Here is a 17,744-nt window from a genome sequence, read left to right as displayed (position 1 = left end):
TCAGGCCACCGCCCGGGACATGACGTACAAGCCGTCACGCACGTTCATCGAGTCGTCTTCAAGGGTGCGCAGTTGCACGCCCGCCACGTCCGGATGCGCATCGAGGCGCGCCGGGGCATGCAGATAAACGTTGAAGGCACGTTCGCTGGTCGAGGCTTGCAGCTGCCGTTCGCGACCGATCAAGGCATTCAGCGCCGCGTCGCTGTCGCTGCCGCCCACCGAACGCACGCCAGCCCAGCGCCCTTCCCTCGCCAGCAACAACACACTGCGTTGCGGCTCGGCGACGACAAAGAGGAAGTCGCCGGCATCGAGGCTTTTGTCGAAGCGATTGAACGCCGCCATCAGGTACGGCTGCACCGAGCGCAGGCGCAAACCGCGACCGCTGACCAGCACCCGCAGACGTTCGAGCAAGTCTTGCGGCAAAGCGCTGGCGATGCGGTCGTAACCGGCCGGTTCGGCGGACAGCACCAGACTCCACGGCTGGGTTGGTGCACCGAACAGGTCTTCGAAACACAGCTGAGCAAAGCCGCGCAGTTCTTCAGGGCTGCTGATTTGCGCGCTCCACGGCACCAGGCAGAAGCGGCTGAAGTGCCCGGAGATGACCACGCTCAATTCGGCACCGGCACGGGCGTGTTCACCGAGCAGGCGATCGAGGGTATCCAGCGCCACCGCGTAGCTCTGGAAGCCTTCGTCGATGTAACCGACGCTGCCCAGCCACAGGGTGTCGCTGCCGCGCCGCTGACCGAGGCCAACACCGCTGGCGCCGAGCACGGCGACAAAACGCTCACGCGATAAAAGTGACACGATTGATCTCCTCCAGCGTGGTGCGACCTTGTTCCACCAGCTCCAGCGCCGATTCGCGCAGCAGGCGCAAACCACGGGCACAGGCCAGGGCTTTGATTTGTTTGATCGGTTGGCGCTCGACGATCATCTGGCGCAGCTCGTCGTCGAGGTGCAGCAACTCGGCAATCGCCGTGCGCCCGCGATAACCGCTGCCCCGGCAGTGGCCGCAGCCTTTGCCGTGGACGAAGTGGTAGTGATCGACTTTCTGCGGATTGAGGCCCGAGGCGCGCAGCTCTTCATCGCTTGGATTGACCGGCGCGCTGCAACTGGCGCACACCAGCCGAATCAGGCGCTGGGCGAGAATCGCATTGAGCGCCGAGACCAGGCTGTAGGGGTCGATTTCCATTTGGGTGAAGCGGCCGATCACGTCGAAAACGTTGTTGGCGTGGATGGTGGTGAACACTAGGTGGCCAGTGAGCGCCGATTGCACGGCGATCTGCGCGGTGTCCGGGTCACGGATTTCGCCGACCATGATCTTGTCCGGGTCGTGGCGCAGGATCGAGCGCAAACCCCGGGCGAAGGTCAGGCCTTTTTTCTCGTTGACCGGGATCTGCAGCACCCCCGGCAGTTGATATTCGACCGGGTCTTCGATGGTGATGATCTTGTCCACGCCGTGGTTGATCTCGGTGATCATCGCGTACAGCGTGGTGGTCTTGCCGCTGCCGGTCGGGCCGGTCACAAGGACCATCCCGTAGGGTTCGGCGGCGAGCCGGCGCAACTGACGCAGGGTTTCGTCTTCAAAGCCCAGCGCCTGCAATTGCACGCCGCAGACCTTGTCAGCCAGATCCTGTTTGTCGAGGACACGCAGCACCGCGTCTTCGCCAAAAATGCTCGGCATGATCGACACACGGAAGTCAATCTGACGGCCACTGATGCCGATCTTGAAACGACCGTCCTGCGGCACGCGTTTTTCGCCGATGTCCAGTTCAGCCATGACCTTGACCCGCGAGATCACCTGCTCGGCGAACTCCGTACCTTGGACTTTGCTGATGTTGTTGAGCACGCCGTCGATGCGGTACTTGATCACCAGACCGTGGCCGGTGGTGCCGAGGTGGATGTCGCTGGCATGCATTTTCAGCGCGTCGTAGAGGGTCGAGTTGACCAGTTTCACCACGCTGCTGGCGTCTTCGCTGATGCTGGTCAGCGACAGGCTTTGCAGGGTGTCGATTTCGTGGTGGGTATCGCCTTGGGCGTTCAGCGATTCGACGGCGTGGAAGCTTTCTTCGTGACGGGCCAGATAGGCCTTGAGGTCATCGGCGTGCACCAGATGCAGCGGCGCTCCGTGCAGGCAGTCATCGATCCAGGCCAGCCGCGCCGGGTCGAAGGGGTCGGCAAACACGCCGATGACTTCGTCGTTGTGGCGCAGCAGGATGAATTCACGTTTCAGGCATTGTGCGAGGGTGACGCGGTCGAAAACCGGCGTCGCCGCAAACAGGCTGTCGGTGTCGAGCACCGGGTAATGCAGGGTGGCGCCGAGGGTGTGAATGAACGGCATCGGCGCCAGTTCACAGAGTACGCCAAGGGCTTCAAGCACGCGTTCGCCGGAGGTGGCGGCCCGCGCCCGGGCCTGGGACAACTGCTCGCTGGAAAAGTGTTCACTGGAAAAATGCGCAGGCGCGCTTTCGGCCAGCAGAGGTTCGACGACAACGGACAGACGTTCCATGGCTTGCTCTCCAACCGGGGCTCAGTGCCCTGTCGGCGCGGCAAACCTTGGCGGCAAGTGCCGGAACGTCTGATCGCGCCATTACTCCCCGGTGAGCATTTGATCGTCGTCCGGCGCCATGGATTGCGACTGCCGTCGCCGATCCGCCAACACCCAACTGCCATCGTACAACTGCAACGGGAAGCTCTCGGTCCTGCTCTGGCGTCGTTCGACGAAGCCCTCGGAAGGGCTCGCACCGGGTTTCGCTTCGCGCTTGATGCCCAGAAGGTCGCAGACAGCTCGGGCCAGTTCCGCCAATGGAAACGGTTTGAACAGGATGTGGCTGACTTGCAGTTGCCGCGCCCGCTCACAGACTTCAGCGGTGGGGTGACCTGTTATCAGCACAAAATTACACGTCCTGTTCTGGCGGACCGCGTCGAGCACCTCAAAGCCTTCCATATCGGGCAAGCGGTAATCGAACACCAGCACGTCGGGGGCAAACGTTTCGGCCAAACCGATACCCGTCGCTCCGTCATGTGCAATCCGGACGTCCAGCCCCTGCGCCGACAGATAATCCTGAAGGTTTTGTGCAAGCAGCTGTTCGTCTTCGACAACCAGTACTTTGTTAACCAAGGTCGACTCCTTGAAACAGCAGGTCCGATGACCCTGCCCTGAGAGTGCGCCTTACCAGGGGTAACGCACACTTCATGCCAGGCTGAGCGCCGGTAATTTTATCTCTTCATGTCCTTGAATTTAATGACAATGCCCGCTCGTCCCGGTACCCCGTTCCCCAGAAACGGGGAAGCACCTGAATGGACATCGAAGCCATTCCCCACTATTGGGGGGGAACCTTCAGTCGTCGTCAATTCGTTCGATCCTGTTCTGCACCCGTAATTGCGCGAGCACCTGACGACGAGCCTGGGTCTGTTGCTGTCGGGCGAGCTCTGCCCTGACTGTATCCAGCCCCTGCAAATCTGGGACATCGGCGGCCTCCAGGTGGTTCGGCAAATAAATCACATGCCAGCCGAACGGTGAGCGCACCGGTTGGCTGGCAAACGTCGCGGCCTCGGCAATCGGCGCGCGCATCTGCATCAAGCGTAGACGCGCTGCGGCCACTGTGGCTGCATCCGCTTGCGCGGGCACGCGGATCAGCAGGTGGCGGGGTTGCAAGGTATTGGCGCGGATCAGCTCGGCAAACATCTGCTGAGCCGCCAGTTCGCGGCGGGTGTACTCGGTGAAGGACGCTTCGTCGAAACCGGCGTCCTGCAAGCGCCGGACGAATTTATCCGTGCCGCCGATGGCACTGCGGGTCTGCTCGACTTGCTGAAGCACCACTTGATCGTCGATCTGCACCCCGCGCTTTTGCGCTTCCTGCCACAGCAGCTCTTTGTCGATCAGCGCTTGCAGTGCTGCCTGGCGCAGCTGTTTATAGGCGTTGGGATTACGAATGCTCGCCACGGCGCGACCCTGATCTTCCAGGTATTCGGCGAAGAAGCGCTCAAAGCGAAACCCGGAAATCTCCTCGCCGTTGACTCGCGCCACGGCCGGCTCGTTATTGGCCCACGCCAGTGGCAGCCAGCAGGTCAGCAGCATTATCAGCGTTGTGAGCTTCATGATCGGGCCCTCCATTCAGGGGCTGGCAACAATCGGTTTATAGGGTGCGACCAGATAAAAGCGCTGATCCGGCAAGTCCACGGTGACCACATGGGCGCCGCTCAGACCCAGGCGTCGTCCGGGGCCGAAACTCAGGCGCGGGGTCAGGCCGGTGTCGAAGTCGTGCAGGCCTTCCAGCGCCGTCACCAGTTTTTCGCGGCTGGCGTCGCGGCCGGCCTGTTTCATGCCTTCGCTGAGCAGCAACATCGAGGCGTAGGCGCCGACTTGCAGCACCGCATGCTGGGCGCCGAGGCCCTGGCCTTCGCGCAGCAGCGTCAGGGCCATGCGCCCGGTCTGGGTCCAGTCGCTGGGCACGAACGGATAGGCGAGAAACACCCGCCGAGTAAAGCCGTCGGGGACTTGCAGCAGATCGCCGGCCACCTGGCTGGAGGCGGCGAACAGATACGGCACCTGCCCGGCGCTTTGCAGCCGCGTCGCCAAACGACTGAAACCGCCGCCAGTACCCAGATAAAACACCGAGCGCGAACCCAGCGGTAGCGCATCCGCCGTCGGGTCGTAGGCTTGCAGTTGGACTTTTTGCCAGCCGTGATCCTGTAAATACTGGCCGAGGTTTTGCGCAGCCAGCGTTTGTGCAGGATCATCGGGATAGGCAATCAGCGTCGGCCCTTGCAGCACGCGCAAACTCGCCGTGGCGTAGTCGGCCAGCGCGATCAGTTGCTCGCGCAGGCCGGGCAACGGTTCGAAAATCTGCGGACTGGCCTGCATCGATCCGAGCAACGACAAGGCGCCAATCAGCGGTACGCCAGACTGCTCCAGTCGACTTGCCAGTTCGCTGTCGAGGGCCGGCGCCAGCGGCGCGATCAGGGCGAACACCTGCTCCTGCTCGATCAAACGCTGCAACGCCTGCTCGGCACTGGCGCGGTCCGGGCCGGGATCGATCACCGTCAAGCGCAACTGCCGGCCGTGTATGCCACCGGCCTGATTGATCCGCGCGACACTGCCGTTGAGCACCGCTGCCACTGTCGCGCCCTCCTCGGCCAAAGGGCCTTGGCTGGGCAGCAAGGTGCCCAGGTGCAAAGTCTCGGCATCGAGGCCGGGGTCGCGTTCATCGGCGAGGCGTTTGAGATAGGCGGTGAGGTTGCGCTGATCCTTCATCGACAACAGAAAGCGCGGCATGCTCGGGTCGAGGCGATTGTGGCCGGGGTCGCGGCCCTGCTCGATGACGGTCGCCAGACTGCTCTCGGTGTAGGCCGGATAGCTGCGCCCATTGACCTGTTGCTGGCCATACGTGCTGGTCAGTCGCGCCCAGTTCAGCGGCGGCGGACGCACCCCGCCTTCCGGTCGACCGAGGCCATCGGCGCCATGGCAATTGGCGCACGGCAGGCTGGTTGCCGGCAGCAACACATCTGCCGCACCGACCCGCGCCATGATCGCCTCGCCACTGGCCGACAGACTCAGGCGGTACAGGCGCTTGCCCGCCGCCTCTTCCGGGCTCAGCGGCGCAGCGCCCGCGCCAAGGCTGACGCCAGCGAACAGGATCAGGGCGAGGACGCGGCTCAGGTTCATGGCGCGGACTCAACGGCCAGCCACGGGCATTGTCAGCAACTGCAAGCGCTGGGCAATGGCGGCGGCCGGGGCGTCGGGACGGATCTTGCTCCAGCGTTTATTGGCGACATCGCCGACGATCAACTGCGTGGAATGCTGCTCGGGCGTCGGCACGATCTGGCCGATGCGGCTCAATACCAGGTCCATCTGCGCTTTGTCGCCAGTAAGAAAAAGCCAATGAGGGTCATCGGAACCCTGCTTCAAGGTGTAAGCCTTGAGCACCGCTGGCGTGTCGCGCAGCGGGTCACTGGTAAGGGAAATAAAGGTGATGCCCTGCGCCTTGTCGCCCAACAGCTCGCGGACTTCCTTGAGCTTTTGCGTGATCAGCGGGCAGGCATCGTTGCAACTGGTGAAGATCACGTTGAGCAGGACTATGCGGTTTTGCAGCGCATCGCTGTAGAAGCGCAACGTCTCGCCGTTCTGATCCTGCAACGGCGTGTCGGTGAACCAGGTTTTCGCGTCGTGGGTGCCTTTGGCCGGCGCGGCAGCCACAGCGGCTGGCGGCTCAGAGACATGGCCTTCGTGAGCGAACGCGACGTTACCGAGAATCCAGAAGCACACGGTCAGGGAGATCCAGTCGAGCAGTCTCATGGCTGTTGCTCCATGGCGATGGCGGTGTGTTTGGCGTGGGTGCGCAGGCCGCTGAGTTTTTCCACTTCCTTGGCCAGCAGCGCCGGATCAGTGAAGCCGTAGTAGCGCATCCAGTGGCGGCTGTCGCCGTCGCCGACGAGGATCAGCGGTTGATGACTCTTCAGATCGCCACTGAAACTGCCGAGGCCCTTGAGGGTTTCATTGATCGACTGTGGCGAGCCGGTCAGCCAGCTCCAGCCCGGCCCGCGCTGGAAGGTACGGGCATAATCCTGCAGGCGTTTCGGGTCGTCGCGCTGCGGGTCGATGCTGATTGAGACCAACTGCACTTCTTCGCCGACCCGCGCGCCAAGCTGCTTCTGCACCTTGCCCATGATCGACGAAACCACCGGGCACACCGTGGTGCAACTGGTGTAGATAAAGCTCATAACGACGATTTTGCCCTGCACCAGGTCTTGTTCGAGGCGCACGGTTTTACCGTTCTGATCGAGCAGCGGCACATTGGCGAATTTCACTTGGGCATGCTCTTGGGTGTTGCTGGTCGGGGCTTTGTGCCCGGCGTGTTCGTCGGCCGAATGAGCGTGGACTTGTTGAATGCCAAAGCTCAACAGGCACAGGGTCAGCAGGCCACTGGATGCAAATCGGTTCATGTCGAAACTCCTCTTCAACGGGCCTGGCCGGGGGTGACCCGAACACTGGCAAAGGTCTTGTCATCGAAACCGGCGCCCAGCGATGCCGCACGCACATGCAGGTACCAGGCGCCGCTGCGGTCGAGGGTGATTGGCGCCTCGTACACGCCGTCGGCGACTTCCAGCGCCGCCACTTCACGCGGGTGCGAAGTGGGCGCGAGGTAGTAGCGCAGTTGCACGTCTTTCACGCCGCTGCGCTGGCTTTTGTCTTTGCCTTGCACGATGCGGAAACGCACGACGTACGGGTCGTTGAGTGCCACGGCAGTCTTGTCGAGGAGGAACTCGACTTTCGGCTGGCCGAGGTGTTTTTGCGGTTTGCCGTCAGGCTCAATCTGCGCAGTGAAGCAGTGAATGATGTTCGGTTGGTTGAGCAGGAACGCCACGTCGAAACGCCCCGCTGCCGGCAGCTTCACCCGCGCGCTGTAGAGGCCCGGCGAGACTTCGCGCAGGCTGCGGTCGATGACCATGGCGGCGCGGGCGATCTGGCCACGGTTGGGGTAACCGGACATCGGCGCGTTCATGCCTTCGGCGTAGAAATAGGTGGTGTTGTCGACCGGATTGACCACGAACACCGCGTTGTCGTCACGCGACACCGCCAGGCTTGAGGCCAGCGGCAAATCCCCGGCCAGGCGCGGCGCTTGCGGGCCGGCCTCGAAACCCTGGCTGATCGGCTGGCGACCTTCGCCGAGGGAAGACAGGTTGATCATGGTGACTTTCGGCGAAGCGAGTCCGCGGATGTAGGCGTAGGCCTGGGTGAACACCACTTGGTAGGGTTCGGCGCTGACGTCGAGGTCGTGGATCGCGCTGTTGGTGGAGGCGTCGATAACCGTGGCGCGGTTTTCCAAGGTGTTGAGCACAATACCGAAGCGGCCGTCGGCGCTGAAGCCCATCGGGCCGAGGCCTTGTTGCAGTTTGATCACCCGGCGGATGGCGTGGGTGCTGGCGTCGATCACGGTGACGGTGCCGTCTTTACCATCGGCCACGTAGACTGCGCCGGACAGCGCCGAATAGGCGACTGACAGCGGATGCGAGCCGGTTTTGATCTGCTGGACGACGTTCAGGCTGGCGATGTCGATCACGCTGACGGTGCCGTCGTCGCGGTTGCTGACGAAGGCAAAACGGCTGTCCTTGCTGAAGCTGATTTCGTGGTGGCCGCGCCCGGTCTGCAAGTGTTTGAGAGGTTTGAGGCTTTGGCTGTCGATCACCGTCACGCCGGAGTCTTCGGCTTTGCTGGCGTTGTTGCCGACCCAGAGCAGGCGTTCATCCGGTTGCAGTGCCACGCGCACCGGTTGGCTGCCGGCTTTGATCGAAGCGAGAACCTTGAATTGTTCGCTGTCGATGACGGCCACTTCGCCTGCCGTTGGCATCGAAACGAATACGCGTTTGTTGTCTTTTGGGGTGACCCAATCCATCGGTGGTTGCTTGAGTTCGATGCGCGCGAGGGTGCTGGTGATGCCGCCCACTGACACCGACGGATCGACCACGGCGATGCTGGCGTCGCGGTTCATCACCAGCAGGAAATAGCTGTTGAGGTCGAGCAACGGCCGCGCGCCGATGTTGGATTTAAGGAACACCCCGACCCGGGCTTTGCAGCTCTGGTCGCGGCCCTGGGCTTGATCGGCGGCGAGGGTCTGCGGATCGACCCAGGCGCCCGGCGCCACCCCGGACAACGGCTGGCCGGAAGCGCTGTCGGTGACGCGGAACTGCACATCGGCGAATTCGCCTTCGCGCAGCTTGCCGTCGGCGGCCAGCGGCTTGAGGTCGAAATCCACCGCCACGCCGTCACGGTTCAGCGTCTGCTCGCCAGCGGTTTGCGCCAGCGCAATCTCACTCAGCGTCAACAACGCCCCGGCCATGGCCAGGGTGCAAATACCGACGATGTTGATGATCCTGTTCATACCACCCTCCCCTCATTTGCAAACCCATCCCTCTAGGAGTGAGCCTGCTCGCGATGGCGTCATCCGCCTCACCATCCGAAACCGAGTTGTCCCGATCGCGAGCAGGCGAAGGCCTACATGGGATTTGCATTCATCCCGCCAACCTCACTGCCCACCGCAGACCCTGTGGGAGCTGGCTTGCCAGCGATGGCGTCCTTCCTGTCACATCAATTGCGCCTGCGCCGCCGTCATCGCTGGCAAGCCAGCTCCCACAGGTTTTTTATCCAGCCCGTCAAACTCACTGGCACCCCAGCTCCCACAAGGATTTGCATCCACAGGCATGTTGTCGTTGCACCTGCTTCTACTGCCCCTGCGGCGCCGGTTCCGGTTCGTTGGTCACCCGCAGCAATCCCCATAACCCGGAGGTGTTGCCGTAGGCGCCGTAGTCGCGGAACAGGTAGTCCCCCGGGATCGCATTGCTACCGCCGGCGCTGGGGATCATGAAGCTGAAGTGCGCGGCCGGCAGGATGCTTTCGTGGGCGCCGATGTACATCGACATCGGGTTGTAGCCGAAGCGCACCGAGCCCACGCCCGGCGAGCCCATCGGATAACCACCGACATCGCTCTTCTCGGCCTGGAACGGATTCACCGACCAGACATGCCCGTCGAGCTGGAACGTGGTGCCGCGACTGCCACCGCTCGGCATCAAAATATGCGTGCGCAACGGCTGCCCCGGTTTGGCATACAGCACCGGCGTCTGTGGATCGCCACCGACCAGCGCATTGCTGTAAGCCATGTGCGCATTGGTCATGTCGCCGTAACCCGCGCCGTCGGCATGCCCGAACGGTGCATCCGGAGCGAGGCCGAAGCGATACCACAGCGGTTCGGTCTTGTAGTTGATCGCCATGCTCGAGTTGTCCTGCGGATCGGTCGGCACGCCGAAGCCTTCGGCGGCAATCCCTTCCACCGGCCGGCCATTGGCCCAACGGGTGTTCAGCGCCTTGTGCCAGACCATCGCGAAGTCGCGGTAGCTGGTTTGCCCTGGCGCCGTCACCGTGGCGTTGACCTTGCGTGCATCGTCAACCCAGGTCGCGCCGATCGGCAGAATGCTCATCGCACCACCGAGGCCTTTTTGCGGCTGCTTGATCACGTCCGCCGGGGTGATGTTCAAACCGCCGAACTCCACCGCCGTGGCGTTAATGTTGTCGACGCTGCGGCCCAGTTGCGTCACCGGTTTACCTTCACGCTCCAGATGCCCGGCGTAGTACTGATAGGTACGGGTCGGGTACGCGCCGCTGCTGCCGACACGCGGTGGCACGGTCTGGATCGGGTTGGCGCCGACGTTGGCACCGTCGGATTTAGTGATGTCATACGCCAGCAATTGCGCGTGCAGGCCGACGTGGCTGGACGGCCGCATCAGGTTGTTGCTGAAGGTGGTCGAGCCCAGACCGCTGTTGCGATCACGCTTGACAATGCCTTGCATCACAGCGGTTTGCGTCAGGTCGGGCATCACGCTCGGCAGACGGTTTTCCAGGGTGATGTTGATGCAGTCCCCCGCCGCTGCACGCAGCACCAGCGGCTCAACCGGAATGCCGGGTTTCAGCTTGCCACTGACCGGATCGAGATCGGATTTACGCACATAGAGGATCGCGGTCGGGTCATGCAGCGGCCCGCTCTGCCCGCCGATGGTGATGGTTTCGCCATCCTCCGGATCGGTCACGGTGACTTGTGGAATGCTCACCGTGCGCGAGTTCAGCACCAGGGTGCCGCCCGCCGGATTCAGCGGCCCGCCGACATGTTGACCAAGCCCTTCGGGATCACCGATGGTCAGGCCCAGCGTATTGCCGAGGATGTCATTGGCCAGCGCCGCGACCACCTCATAGTTGCGCTGCACAGTGGGCCGGGTGCCAATGCCGTTAGGGTTGGCGCCATAGCGCGGGCAACTGCCCTCGAACGCCACGGTGTTGCGCATGCCCGCCGGGCTCGGGTTGTTCGGGATGGCGAACAGGTCGGCGCGTTTGGCGGTGTAGTTGCGCATCACGCCCCAGATACCGCTCCAGTAGCCTTCGATCGAAGCGTCCATCGAGTACAGATAATCGCCCGTGGTCGCCGCCGAACTGGAGAGCATCGACACCGGCGCAATAAAGCCCATCTGCTCGGAGATGCCGATCATCTGCGACGCGCGCCAGCCGGAGTTGGAGCTGTTGCCGAAACCGGAACCGCTCTGCAGCCATTTCACACCGTGCAGGGTGACGTTGTGCTCTTCTTCATGGCCGCCGGCATGCACCCGCAGCCGCACGTTGTCGCCAGTGTAAGTGCGCAGCATCGGCGTGAACGGATCGCCCGGTTCGGCGCCGCCCTTGTTGATGTGCGGCGGGAACAGCGTGGTGCCGCCGGTAGGGCCGGTCGCCGAGGTGAGCAGATTCGGCGCCAGGTTCATCGCCGGGATCGCCCGGTCGGTACGGCTTTGCATGGCGAACGACAGATCGCCACCGAGGCCGTCGGCCTGCATACCGCGCTTGCCGTCGGGGCCGACCTTGTTCGGGTCGTACACGCGCAGAGCCAGCGGTTCGTTGCGATAGTTGACGACGAACATGCCCGGATCATCCACCGAAATCGCCTGCGGACATGGCCGGCTCGGACAGCCCGGGACCTGACCGCCCTGCACTTCCAGTACACCTTCAAGCAAGTTGCTGGCGTTGTTGCGCACTGGCGGATTGATTGCGTAGCGGAAGCTGTCGGCAGTGGCCGGGAACGCTTGCGCATTCGGCACGCCGTTAGGACCAGCCCCCACATAGATGCCAGCTTCATAGGCGTGCTGGAAGTCGCTGTATTCGAGGAAAAACTCGCGGAAGCTGTCGTTCTTGCCATCGCCGTCGAGGTCGCCGGTGTTGATCACCGCTTGCCACGACGTCGGGCCGCCGTCCTGGCGCGCACCGCTGTACAGAGGCTCGCCGGTTTCGGCGTGGAACCAGGTGGAACCGGCCGGTTCCGCCAGCACAGTCGCGTACAGACCAATCTGCTGGTGCGTCGATGGACCTAAGTGGTCGTGGGTGAAGATGGTGCCGAGGCCGCGATCGACGCCTTTGGCGTTGACCACCGGATCGACGAACCAGCGCTGCATCGCCGTGCGCGCACCCAGCCAGTCGGCGCGGCCGTACTGGCCGAAGAACGGATGGTTCTTGGCTTTCGGGCAGGCTTGAGTGCCGTCACGCGGATCAGTACCGGCGCACTGGTTGAACTCGCGGATCGCGTGAATGCGCTCCTGCACGGCGCCGGGCGAGAGCACGCCGTCCTCGTAGTTCCAGCCGTTGGAGGAGCCGTCCGCCGAGGTCAGATCCCACTTCGGCAGGTGAATGTGCTGGCCGATCACGTCGGTCGGCGTGCGCACCTGATAGTCGTCCATCTCATAGGTGGCCGGCACCAGGTTGGTTTGCTGGTATTGCACGCAGTCGAAGGTGTTCATGCGCATCACCAGCGGCTCAGGCGGACGCTGCTTGGTGATCACCGGCCAGGCGTCTTCCCACAGCGCCAGAATGCGCGCCTGCGGAAAGTGATAACCGACCTTGTTGTACACCGCGTCGAACTGGATGTTGGCGGCTTTGTAGATCCGTGGGCGGTCGGCGGTGAAGCTCGAGGCGCCGACGAAGGACATGCCGTCGATGCGTTCACCGCTGGCGAATTCACCACTACCGGCGCTGGCGGTCAGGCGTTTTTGCCGGTCATCCATGCACGGTTCGTAGTACGGCGCGCCGGCCATCGGCAAGGCACCGTTGGTGCGGAACGCCTTGGCCACCACTTGATTGCCGGGCAGCAAGGCGTAGCTTGGGTGATCTTTTTTCGCGTGGAAGGCCATCGCGGCCTGTTCGACTTCGGTGCCTTCTTCCGGCAGGTAAATCGGTTTGGCGCGAGTGACTTCCTTGGAGAAATCCAGCGAAGTGGTCACGGTGTGCGCTTCGCCACCCGCCGCAACGCCATCCAGTGCGTGCCGTTGCAAGCCGCCATCCCAGCCGCCGGACTGCGCCGGGTCGAGGTTGGCCCACAGCGCTTTGCCGCTGGCCTTGAGCGATTGCGCGGTGGCTGCGTCGAGCATGTCCAGTGGCGGAGTTGGTGGCCGTTGGCCGACCGAACTTTCCATGCCGCCGATCCAGAACGGATAGCCGGGGTTTTTCAGGCTGCCGTCGGCATTGCGGTTGGCTTCGCTGCGATCGACCAGCGCCAGCGAGCCGATGGCTTGACCGCCGGCGTTGCCGCCATGGTGCTCGCCGTCGTCATCGCCCTCTTCTTCGTCATCGTCGTCATCATTGCCGGCGACCAGGGTTTCGCCGATTTTCGGCACCACCACGACTTTGCCCGGCATCGGTGCCATGGCTTTGCCGGGCAGCGGCACGATGGCCGGAATCGGCGTACCGGCGACGATTTCACCATCGGGCAAGGCCCGTGCACCCGCCGCCGGTTTGCCGCTGCGCAAGGCAAACGGTTCGCTGTGATAGCCGTCGGCGCCCTGTTGCGAAACATCAAGTCGAGTGCCCTCTTCGAAGACATCGTGCACCCGCCACATGGCCCACATGCCTTGGGCAAAGTGCGGATAGAAATGGCAGTGATAGATCGCATCGCCGGCCACGCGGTTGCGGTTTCCCGACCCGCCATTGGCGATTTCATAGGTGTAACCGGCGCCCGGACCGATGCCCTGGGCGTCGACGTAATCGGAGTTGTCATCGTTAGGGTTGAACAGCCACTGATGGCCGTGCAAGTGGAAGATGTGCTGCTCGTGGCCATTGTGGGTATTGCGGAATTTGACGAAGTCACCGATGTAGCTGTGGTTGACGTTCGACGGCTCCGACGGATACAGGGCCATGGTCGCTTTCACGCCGATCTGATCGGCGCGCGGTGTCTGGCCCGGGGCGATGTTCTCAAGCCCGGTGTTGGCCGGCACATCCACCAGCATCGCCACATCGCCGACGGTGTGCGAGCTGAGGAAGAATTCTTCATAGGCACACGACAGGCAGTCGTGCATCGGCCCCACGCCCAAACGGTTGGCGACCACTTCGGCGCCCATGCCGCCGGAGCCGTAGTTGATCATGAACGAGTCGCGGGTCGGCTCCAGCACATGGGCCATCACCGGGTCGGCCCAATACGCTGGGAACGCTTGGGTGGCGGCGGTTTCATCCTGGAATTGCGAAGCGAAATCGCGGAACGCTTCGAGGCGGTTGGGAATTGCCGGGTTGCGTTTTCCCACCGACTCCAACGGGTAGGTGCTGGACGGGAAGCTGCCGTCGGCGTTACTGCCCATGACAATCGCGTCGCTTTCGCTGGAAATGATTTCATTGCCATCGACCATGCCGATGATCGGCGTACCGGCCTTGCCTTCGCGCAACCACGGTTCACGCTGTGGATAGCGCGCCTGGTAGTCGACGATGGGTTGACCGGTGGGTGCGCGACCCGTGGTGGCCAGGCGCATTTCTTCTTCGGTGAGGGTGTTGCGATAGGTGCGACCGCCCTTGGGCAGGACGACGACCTGGCCGAACAGTCCGTTGGCAACGTTGCCGGCCGCGCCCTCGCCGCCAAACGTTGCGCCACGGCTGCTCACGGCAAACGCGCCTTCACGTTCGGCGAACAAGGTGTAGGAACGGCTCGCGCCGGGTGGCACCAGAGTGTTGGCGTTGCGCCCGGTGAAAGAAGAAATGTCATCGATGCTGTTTACCGCTTGCAGGCCGTTGACTTGAAAGCCGACGTGACGGTCGGCGACCTGCTCGTCGACTTTGAAGTCTTCGGCGCCGTTGGCGTTTTCCACGCCCTCTTCTTCGCCCTCGTTTTCAAAGTGCTTGTTCGGGTTGGCCTGATAGTCGAGCAGGTTCTGCAAATTGATCGTCAGGCAATCGCCGGCGGCCACGCGCAACACCAATGGCCGTGGACGCTTGTCCGGGCGCAACGAGACTTTGCCCGGCACTGCGGCACCGCCGTAAGCCAGCGACTGCTCATGTTCATCAACGACATCGCGGCGCAGGGCGAACATCATACCGTTGATGTTCTGCGCGCCGAGGCGGTTGAACATCAGCGGTTGATCGAAGGCGACGACGTTGGCCACCAGGTTGCGCTCGCAACGTACGGCCGCGCCGGCCAGCTCGACGCTGAGCATCGAGGCCAGAATCAGCAGCCAGTTAATCAGGGACGGAGCGTGAGGAAAGCCAGCCATGATCAGGAACCTCGTAGTGGGTGTTCGTGGGAACACTTCTCGACAAATGCCTCGGAGCAATCCGCGTGCCACAAAAAATTGCATTAGTGTTCAATCAGTTACCGCAACCACTTGAGAATCCGGGGAATATTCCCCACCCCTTTCCCCACTTTTCGGGTGTATCCGGTTTGCCCCGAAAGTGGGGAAACCGGGTTGGGGTCACAACGGCGCATCCATCGCCAGGCCTTGCAGACGCCGGTACTGACGCAACACGTTCGGCACGTAGCGCTGGGTTTCGGCGAACGGCGGAATCACCCGGCCACGGCTGAGCACCGCGTCGGGCCCGGCGTTGTAAGCCGCCACGGCAAGGGCGATGTCGTTGTCGAAAAGGGTCATCAGGCGCTTGAGGTATTTGGCCCCGCCCTGGATGTTGGCCTTGGGGTCGTAGACGTCGGTCACACCCAGCTCGCGCGCGGTGTCGGGCATCAACTGCATCAGCCCGCCGGCGCCTTTGGGGGACGTGGCGCCGGGGTTGTAATGCGACTCGGCGTTGATTACTGCATGCAACAGCGCTTCGGGTAATTGATTGACCTTGGCTGCCGCCGAGACCAGTTCCGCGTAGGGCTGGTTGGCGATCATTTGCGGCTGTTGATCGAGACTTGCCACAGGCATTTCAGCCTCGTGGATAACCCGCTCGTAGGTACGTCCGGGCCGGTGAACGTTGGACAGTACATAGCTGCCCTTGGCGTCCACCGAGATGAACACATCGGCCTGCGCGGCGCCGCTGAGCAGCACACAACCGAGCAATCCGCTGGCAAGGAATTTCATGTCGGGCCTCCCCGGATCGACCCCGATAAATTGGGGGAAATGCCCCAATGGCCGATCACGTTTGAGCCATACGCAAGCACTGTGCCGACTCTTGAGAAGCCCGTATTTCAAGGGTTTCAGCGTACAAGCGGGTTTTCAGTGGGGCCTGAGCATGGCAATTGCATAAGCCCTTCAGGCGACACGGCTGCCACTCACGGGAGGTCATCATGAAGCTGCAATTTCGTCCGCGTGGCCAACGCGGTTTTACCCTGCTCGAATTGCTCGTGGTGCTGGTGGTGCTCGGCCTGTTGGCCGGGATCGTCGCGCCGAAATACTTCGCCCAACTCGGTCGCTCCGAAGTGAAGGTGGCCAAGGCACAGATCGAAGGACTGAGCAAAGCGCTGGATATCTATCGACTGGAAGTCGGTCACTACCCGTCCACCGAACAGGGCTTGCAAGCCTTGGTCACCGCACCGAGTGACGAGGCGAAATGGACCGGGCCGTACTTGCAGAAAAAGCTGCCGCAGGATCCGTGGGGGCGTAATTACGCCTACCGCTATCCCGGCGAAAACAGCGAGTACGACCTGCTGTCGATGGGCAAGGACGGCCAGCCCGGTGGCGAAGGTGAAAACGCTGAAGTGACCAACTGGCAGTAAGCGGAGCGCGGCCCATGCGATTTCATTTGAAAGCGGTCGGCAAGGCTGGGGTGGTGTCCTTGAGCGTCGAAGCACCCGGCGACAGCGAAGCACGGCGGATCGCCGAGGATCAAGGTTTGCGGGTGCTCAGCTCGCATGCCGACAAGCATTGGCGCTCGCTGAAACTGCGCCAGCGCGAGACCTTCAACCTGGTGTTATTCAGCCAGGAACTGACCACGCTGCTCAATGCCGGCCTACCGCTGATCGATGCGCTGGAAAGCCTCGCCGAAAAAGAAACCGCCCCCGCGGCCCGGAAAACCTTGAGTGAGCTGGTGCGCCTGCTCTACGAGGGTAAATCCTTCTCGCAGGCGTTGGGCCAGTTGTCGGCGGTGTTCCCGCCGCTGTACGTGGCGTTGGTACAGTCCAGCGAGAAGACCGGCGCGGTCGGCGATGCGCTGGGGCGCTACGTCAGTTATCGCCAGCGCATGGACGAGGTGCGGCAGAAGATCATCAGCGCCTCGATTTACCCGATGCTGTTGCTGATCGTCGGTGGTGGCGTGGTGTTGTTCTTGATGGGTTATGTGGTGCCGCGTTTCAGTCTGGTGTTTGAAGGGCTGGGCAATAACCTGCCGTGGCTGTCGCAGGTGTTGATGAGCAGCGGGATGTTTCTGCATGCGCATCAGGCTGAATTTTTCGGTGCATTGGCAGCGCTGGTCATCGCCCTTGCCGTGCTGCAAAAGCAACCGGCGTTTCGCCGTGGGCTGGATCGACTGGTGGAAAAACTGCCGGCCGTGCATCAACGGATTTTCATGTATGAGCTGGCGCGGTTTTACCGCTCATTGGGGATTCTGCTGCAAGGCGGGATTCCGCTGGTGACCGCCATGGCCATGGTGCGCGGTTTGCTCACCGTCGCTTCGCGAACGCGGCTGGATCAGGCCTGCGAGCGGGTGCGCGAGGGACAGTCGCTGTCTACCGCGCTGGAGCTCAATCACCTGGTGACGCCGGTCTCGCTACGACTGCTGCGGGCCGGTGAACAGTCCGGCAACCTCGGGCAGATGATGGAGCGCAGCGCCGATTTCTACGACGAGGAAATCAGTCGCTGGCTGGAGTGGTTCGTGAAGTTGTTCGAACCACTGCTGATGACCTTTATCGGCCTGCTCATCGGGGTCATCGTGATCCTGATGTACATCCCGATTTTCGAACTGGCTTCGAGTATTCACTGACTCCGGGAACGGGTCCGACCCCTGCAACGACGCACTTTTACGTTCC

12 protein-coding genes are annotated in these 17,744 nt (G+C 62.5%); 2 read left to right on the top strand and 10 right to left on the bottom strand.

The window, feature by feature from the left end; translation table 11 throughout:
• The 10 genes from AC3IUF_RS10785 to AC3IUF_RS10740 form a co-directional block, all read right to left on the bottom strand.
• Positions 1-804 carry a hypothetical protein gene (locus tag AC3IUF_RS10785; RefSeq protein ID WP_489281010.1) on the bottom strand — a complete coding sequence of 268 codons (804 nt, stop codon included), beginning with the start codon at positions 802-804 and terminating at the stop codon, positions 1-3.
• Entirely contained in the window at positions 785-2,506 is a 1,722-nt protein-coding gene (locus AC3IUF_RS10780) for a GspE/PulE family protein (RefSeq protein ID WP_489281009.1), read from the bottom strand. Before AC3IUF_RS10780 ends, AC3IUF_RS10785 begins: the two co-directional genes overlap by 20 nt.
• Positions 2,507-2,587: 81 nt before the next feature.
• Positions 2,588-3,118, bottom strand: coding sequence for a response regulator (locus AC3IUF_RS10775; protein WP_007919379.1), 531 nt, complete (start codon positions 3,116-3,118; stop codon positions 2,588-2,590).
• 219 nt (positions 3,119-3,337) lie between these two features.
• Positions 3,338-4,099 carry a peptidylprolyl isomerase gene (locus AC3IUF_RS10770; RefSeq protein ID WP_489281008.1) on the bottom strand — a complete coding sequence of 254 codons (762 nt, stop codon included), beginning with the start codon at positions 4,097-4,099 and terminating at the stop codon, positions 3,338-3,340.
• A 15-nt stretch (positions 4,100-4,114) separates the two neighbouring features.
• Positions 4,115-5,665, bottom strand: coding sequence for a cytochrome c/ABC transporter substrate-binding protein (locus AC3IUF_RS10765; RefSeq protein ID WP_489281007.1), 1,551 nt, complete (start codon positions 5,663-5,665; stop codon positions 4,115-4,117).
• A 9-nt stretch (positions 5,666-5,674) separates the two neighbouring features.
• Positions 5,675-6,295 carry an SCO family protein gene (locus AC3IUF_RS10760; protein WP_489281006.1) on the bottom strand — a complete coding sequence of 207 codons (621 nt, stop codon included), beginning with the start codon at positions 6,293-6,295 and terminating at the stop codon, positions 5,675-5,677.
• Entirely contained in the window at positions 6,292-6,942 is a 651-nt protein-coding gene (locus AC3IUF_RS10755; RefSeq protein ID WP_489281005.1) for an SCO family protein, read from the bottom strand. The genes AC3IUF_RS10760 and AC3IUF_RS10755 overlap by 4 nt, the downstream gene beginning before the upstream one ends.
• 14 nt (positions 6,943-6,956) lie before the next feature.
• Positions 6,957-8,879: a YncE family protein gene (locus tag AC3IUF_RS10750; protein ID WP_489281004.1), complete on the bottom strand. Its 1,923-nt coding sequence runs from the start codon at positions 8,877-8,879 to the stop codon at positions 6,957-6,959.
• A gap of 340 nt (positions 8,880-9,219) precedes the next feature.
• Positions 9,220-15,054 (bottom strand): manganese-oxidizing multicopper oxidase MnxG, encoded by a 5,835-nt coding sequence (gene mnxG / locus AC3IUF_RS10745; RefSeq protein ID WP_489281003.1) that lies wholly within the window; start codon positions 15,052-15,054, stop codon positions 9,220-9,222.
• A gap of 198 nt (positions 15,055-15,252) precedes the next feature.
• Positions 15,253-15,861: a lytic transglycosylase domain-containing protein gene (locus AC3IUF_RS10740; protein WP_053119059.1), complete on the bottom strand. Its 609-nt coding sequence runs from the start codon at positions 15,859-15,861 to the stop codon at positions 15,253-15,255.
• A 206-nt stretch (positions 15,862-16,067) separates the two neighbouring features.
• On the opposite strand from AC3IUF_RS10740, the gene gspG reads away from it, so the two are divergent.
• On the top strand, positions 16,068-16,496 hold the full coding sequence (gene gspG / locus AC3IUF_RS10735) for a type II secretion system major pseudopilin GspG (protein WP_007913548.1): 429 nt from the start codon (positions 16,068-16,070) through the stop codon (positions 16,494-16,496).
• 14 nt (positions 16,497-16,510) lie between these two features.
• Positions 16,511-17,698, top strand: a complete 1,188-nt coding sequence (locus tag AC3IUF_RS10730) for a type II secretion system F family protein (protein ID WP_007913547.1) — start codon at positions 16,511-16,513, stop codon at positions 17,696-17,698.
• Positions 17,699-17,744 lie beyond the last annotated feature (46 nt).

Source organism: Pseudomonas sp. KH_040 (assembly GCF_057839305.1).
The sequence above is the reverse complement of the archived record's forward strand: the minus strand, read 5'-3'. Positions and strand labels throughout refer to the sequence as shown.

Coding starts and splice junctions, on each gene's coding strand:
- AC3IUF_RS10780 (WP_489281009.1), bottom strand. CDS start 2,506: ATGGAACGTCTGTCCGTTGTCGTCGAACCTCTGCTGGCCGAAAGCGCG.
- AC3IUF_RS10770 (WP_489281008.1), bottom strand. CDS start 4,099: ATGAAGCTCACAACGCTGATAATGCTGCTGACCTGCTGGCTGCCACTG.
- AC3IUF_RS10765 (WP_489281007.1), bottom strand. CDS start 5,665: ATGAACCTGAGCCGCGTCCTCGCCCTGATCCTGTTCGCTGGCGTCAGC.
- AC3IUF_RS10760 (WP_489281006.1), bottom strand. CDS start 6,295: ATGAGACTGCTCGACTGGATCTCCCTGACCGTGTGCTTCTGGATTCTC.
- AC3IUF_RS10755 (WP_489281005.1), bottom strand. CDS start 6,942: ATGAACCGATTTGCATCCAGTGGCCTGCTGACCCTGTGCCTGTTGAGC.
- AC3IUF_RS10750 (WP_489281004.1), bottom strand. CDS start 8,879: ATGAACAGGATCATCAACATCGTCGGTATTTGCACCCTGGCCATGGCC.
- mnxG (WP_489281003.1), bottom strand. CDS start 15,054: ATGGCTGGCTTTCCTCACGCTCCGTCCCTGATTAACTGGCTGCTGATT.
- AC3IUF_RS10740 (WP_053119059.1), bottom strand. CDS start 15,861: ATGAAATTCCTTGCCAGCGGATTGCTCGGTTGTGTGCTGCTCAGCGGC.
- gspG (WP_007913548.1), top strand. CDS start 16,068: ATGAAGCTGCAATTTCGTCCGCGTGGCCAACGCGGTTTTACCCTGCTC.
- AC3IUF_RS10730 (WP_007913547.1), top strand. CDS start 16,511: ATGCGATTTCATTTGAAAGCGGTCGGCAAGGCTGGGGTGGTGTCCTTG.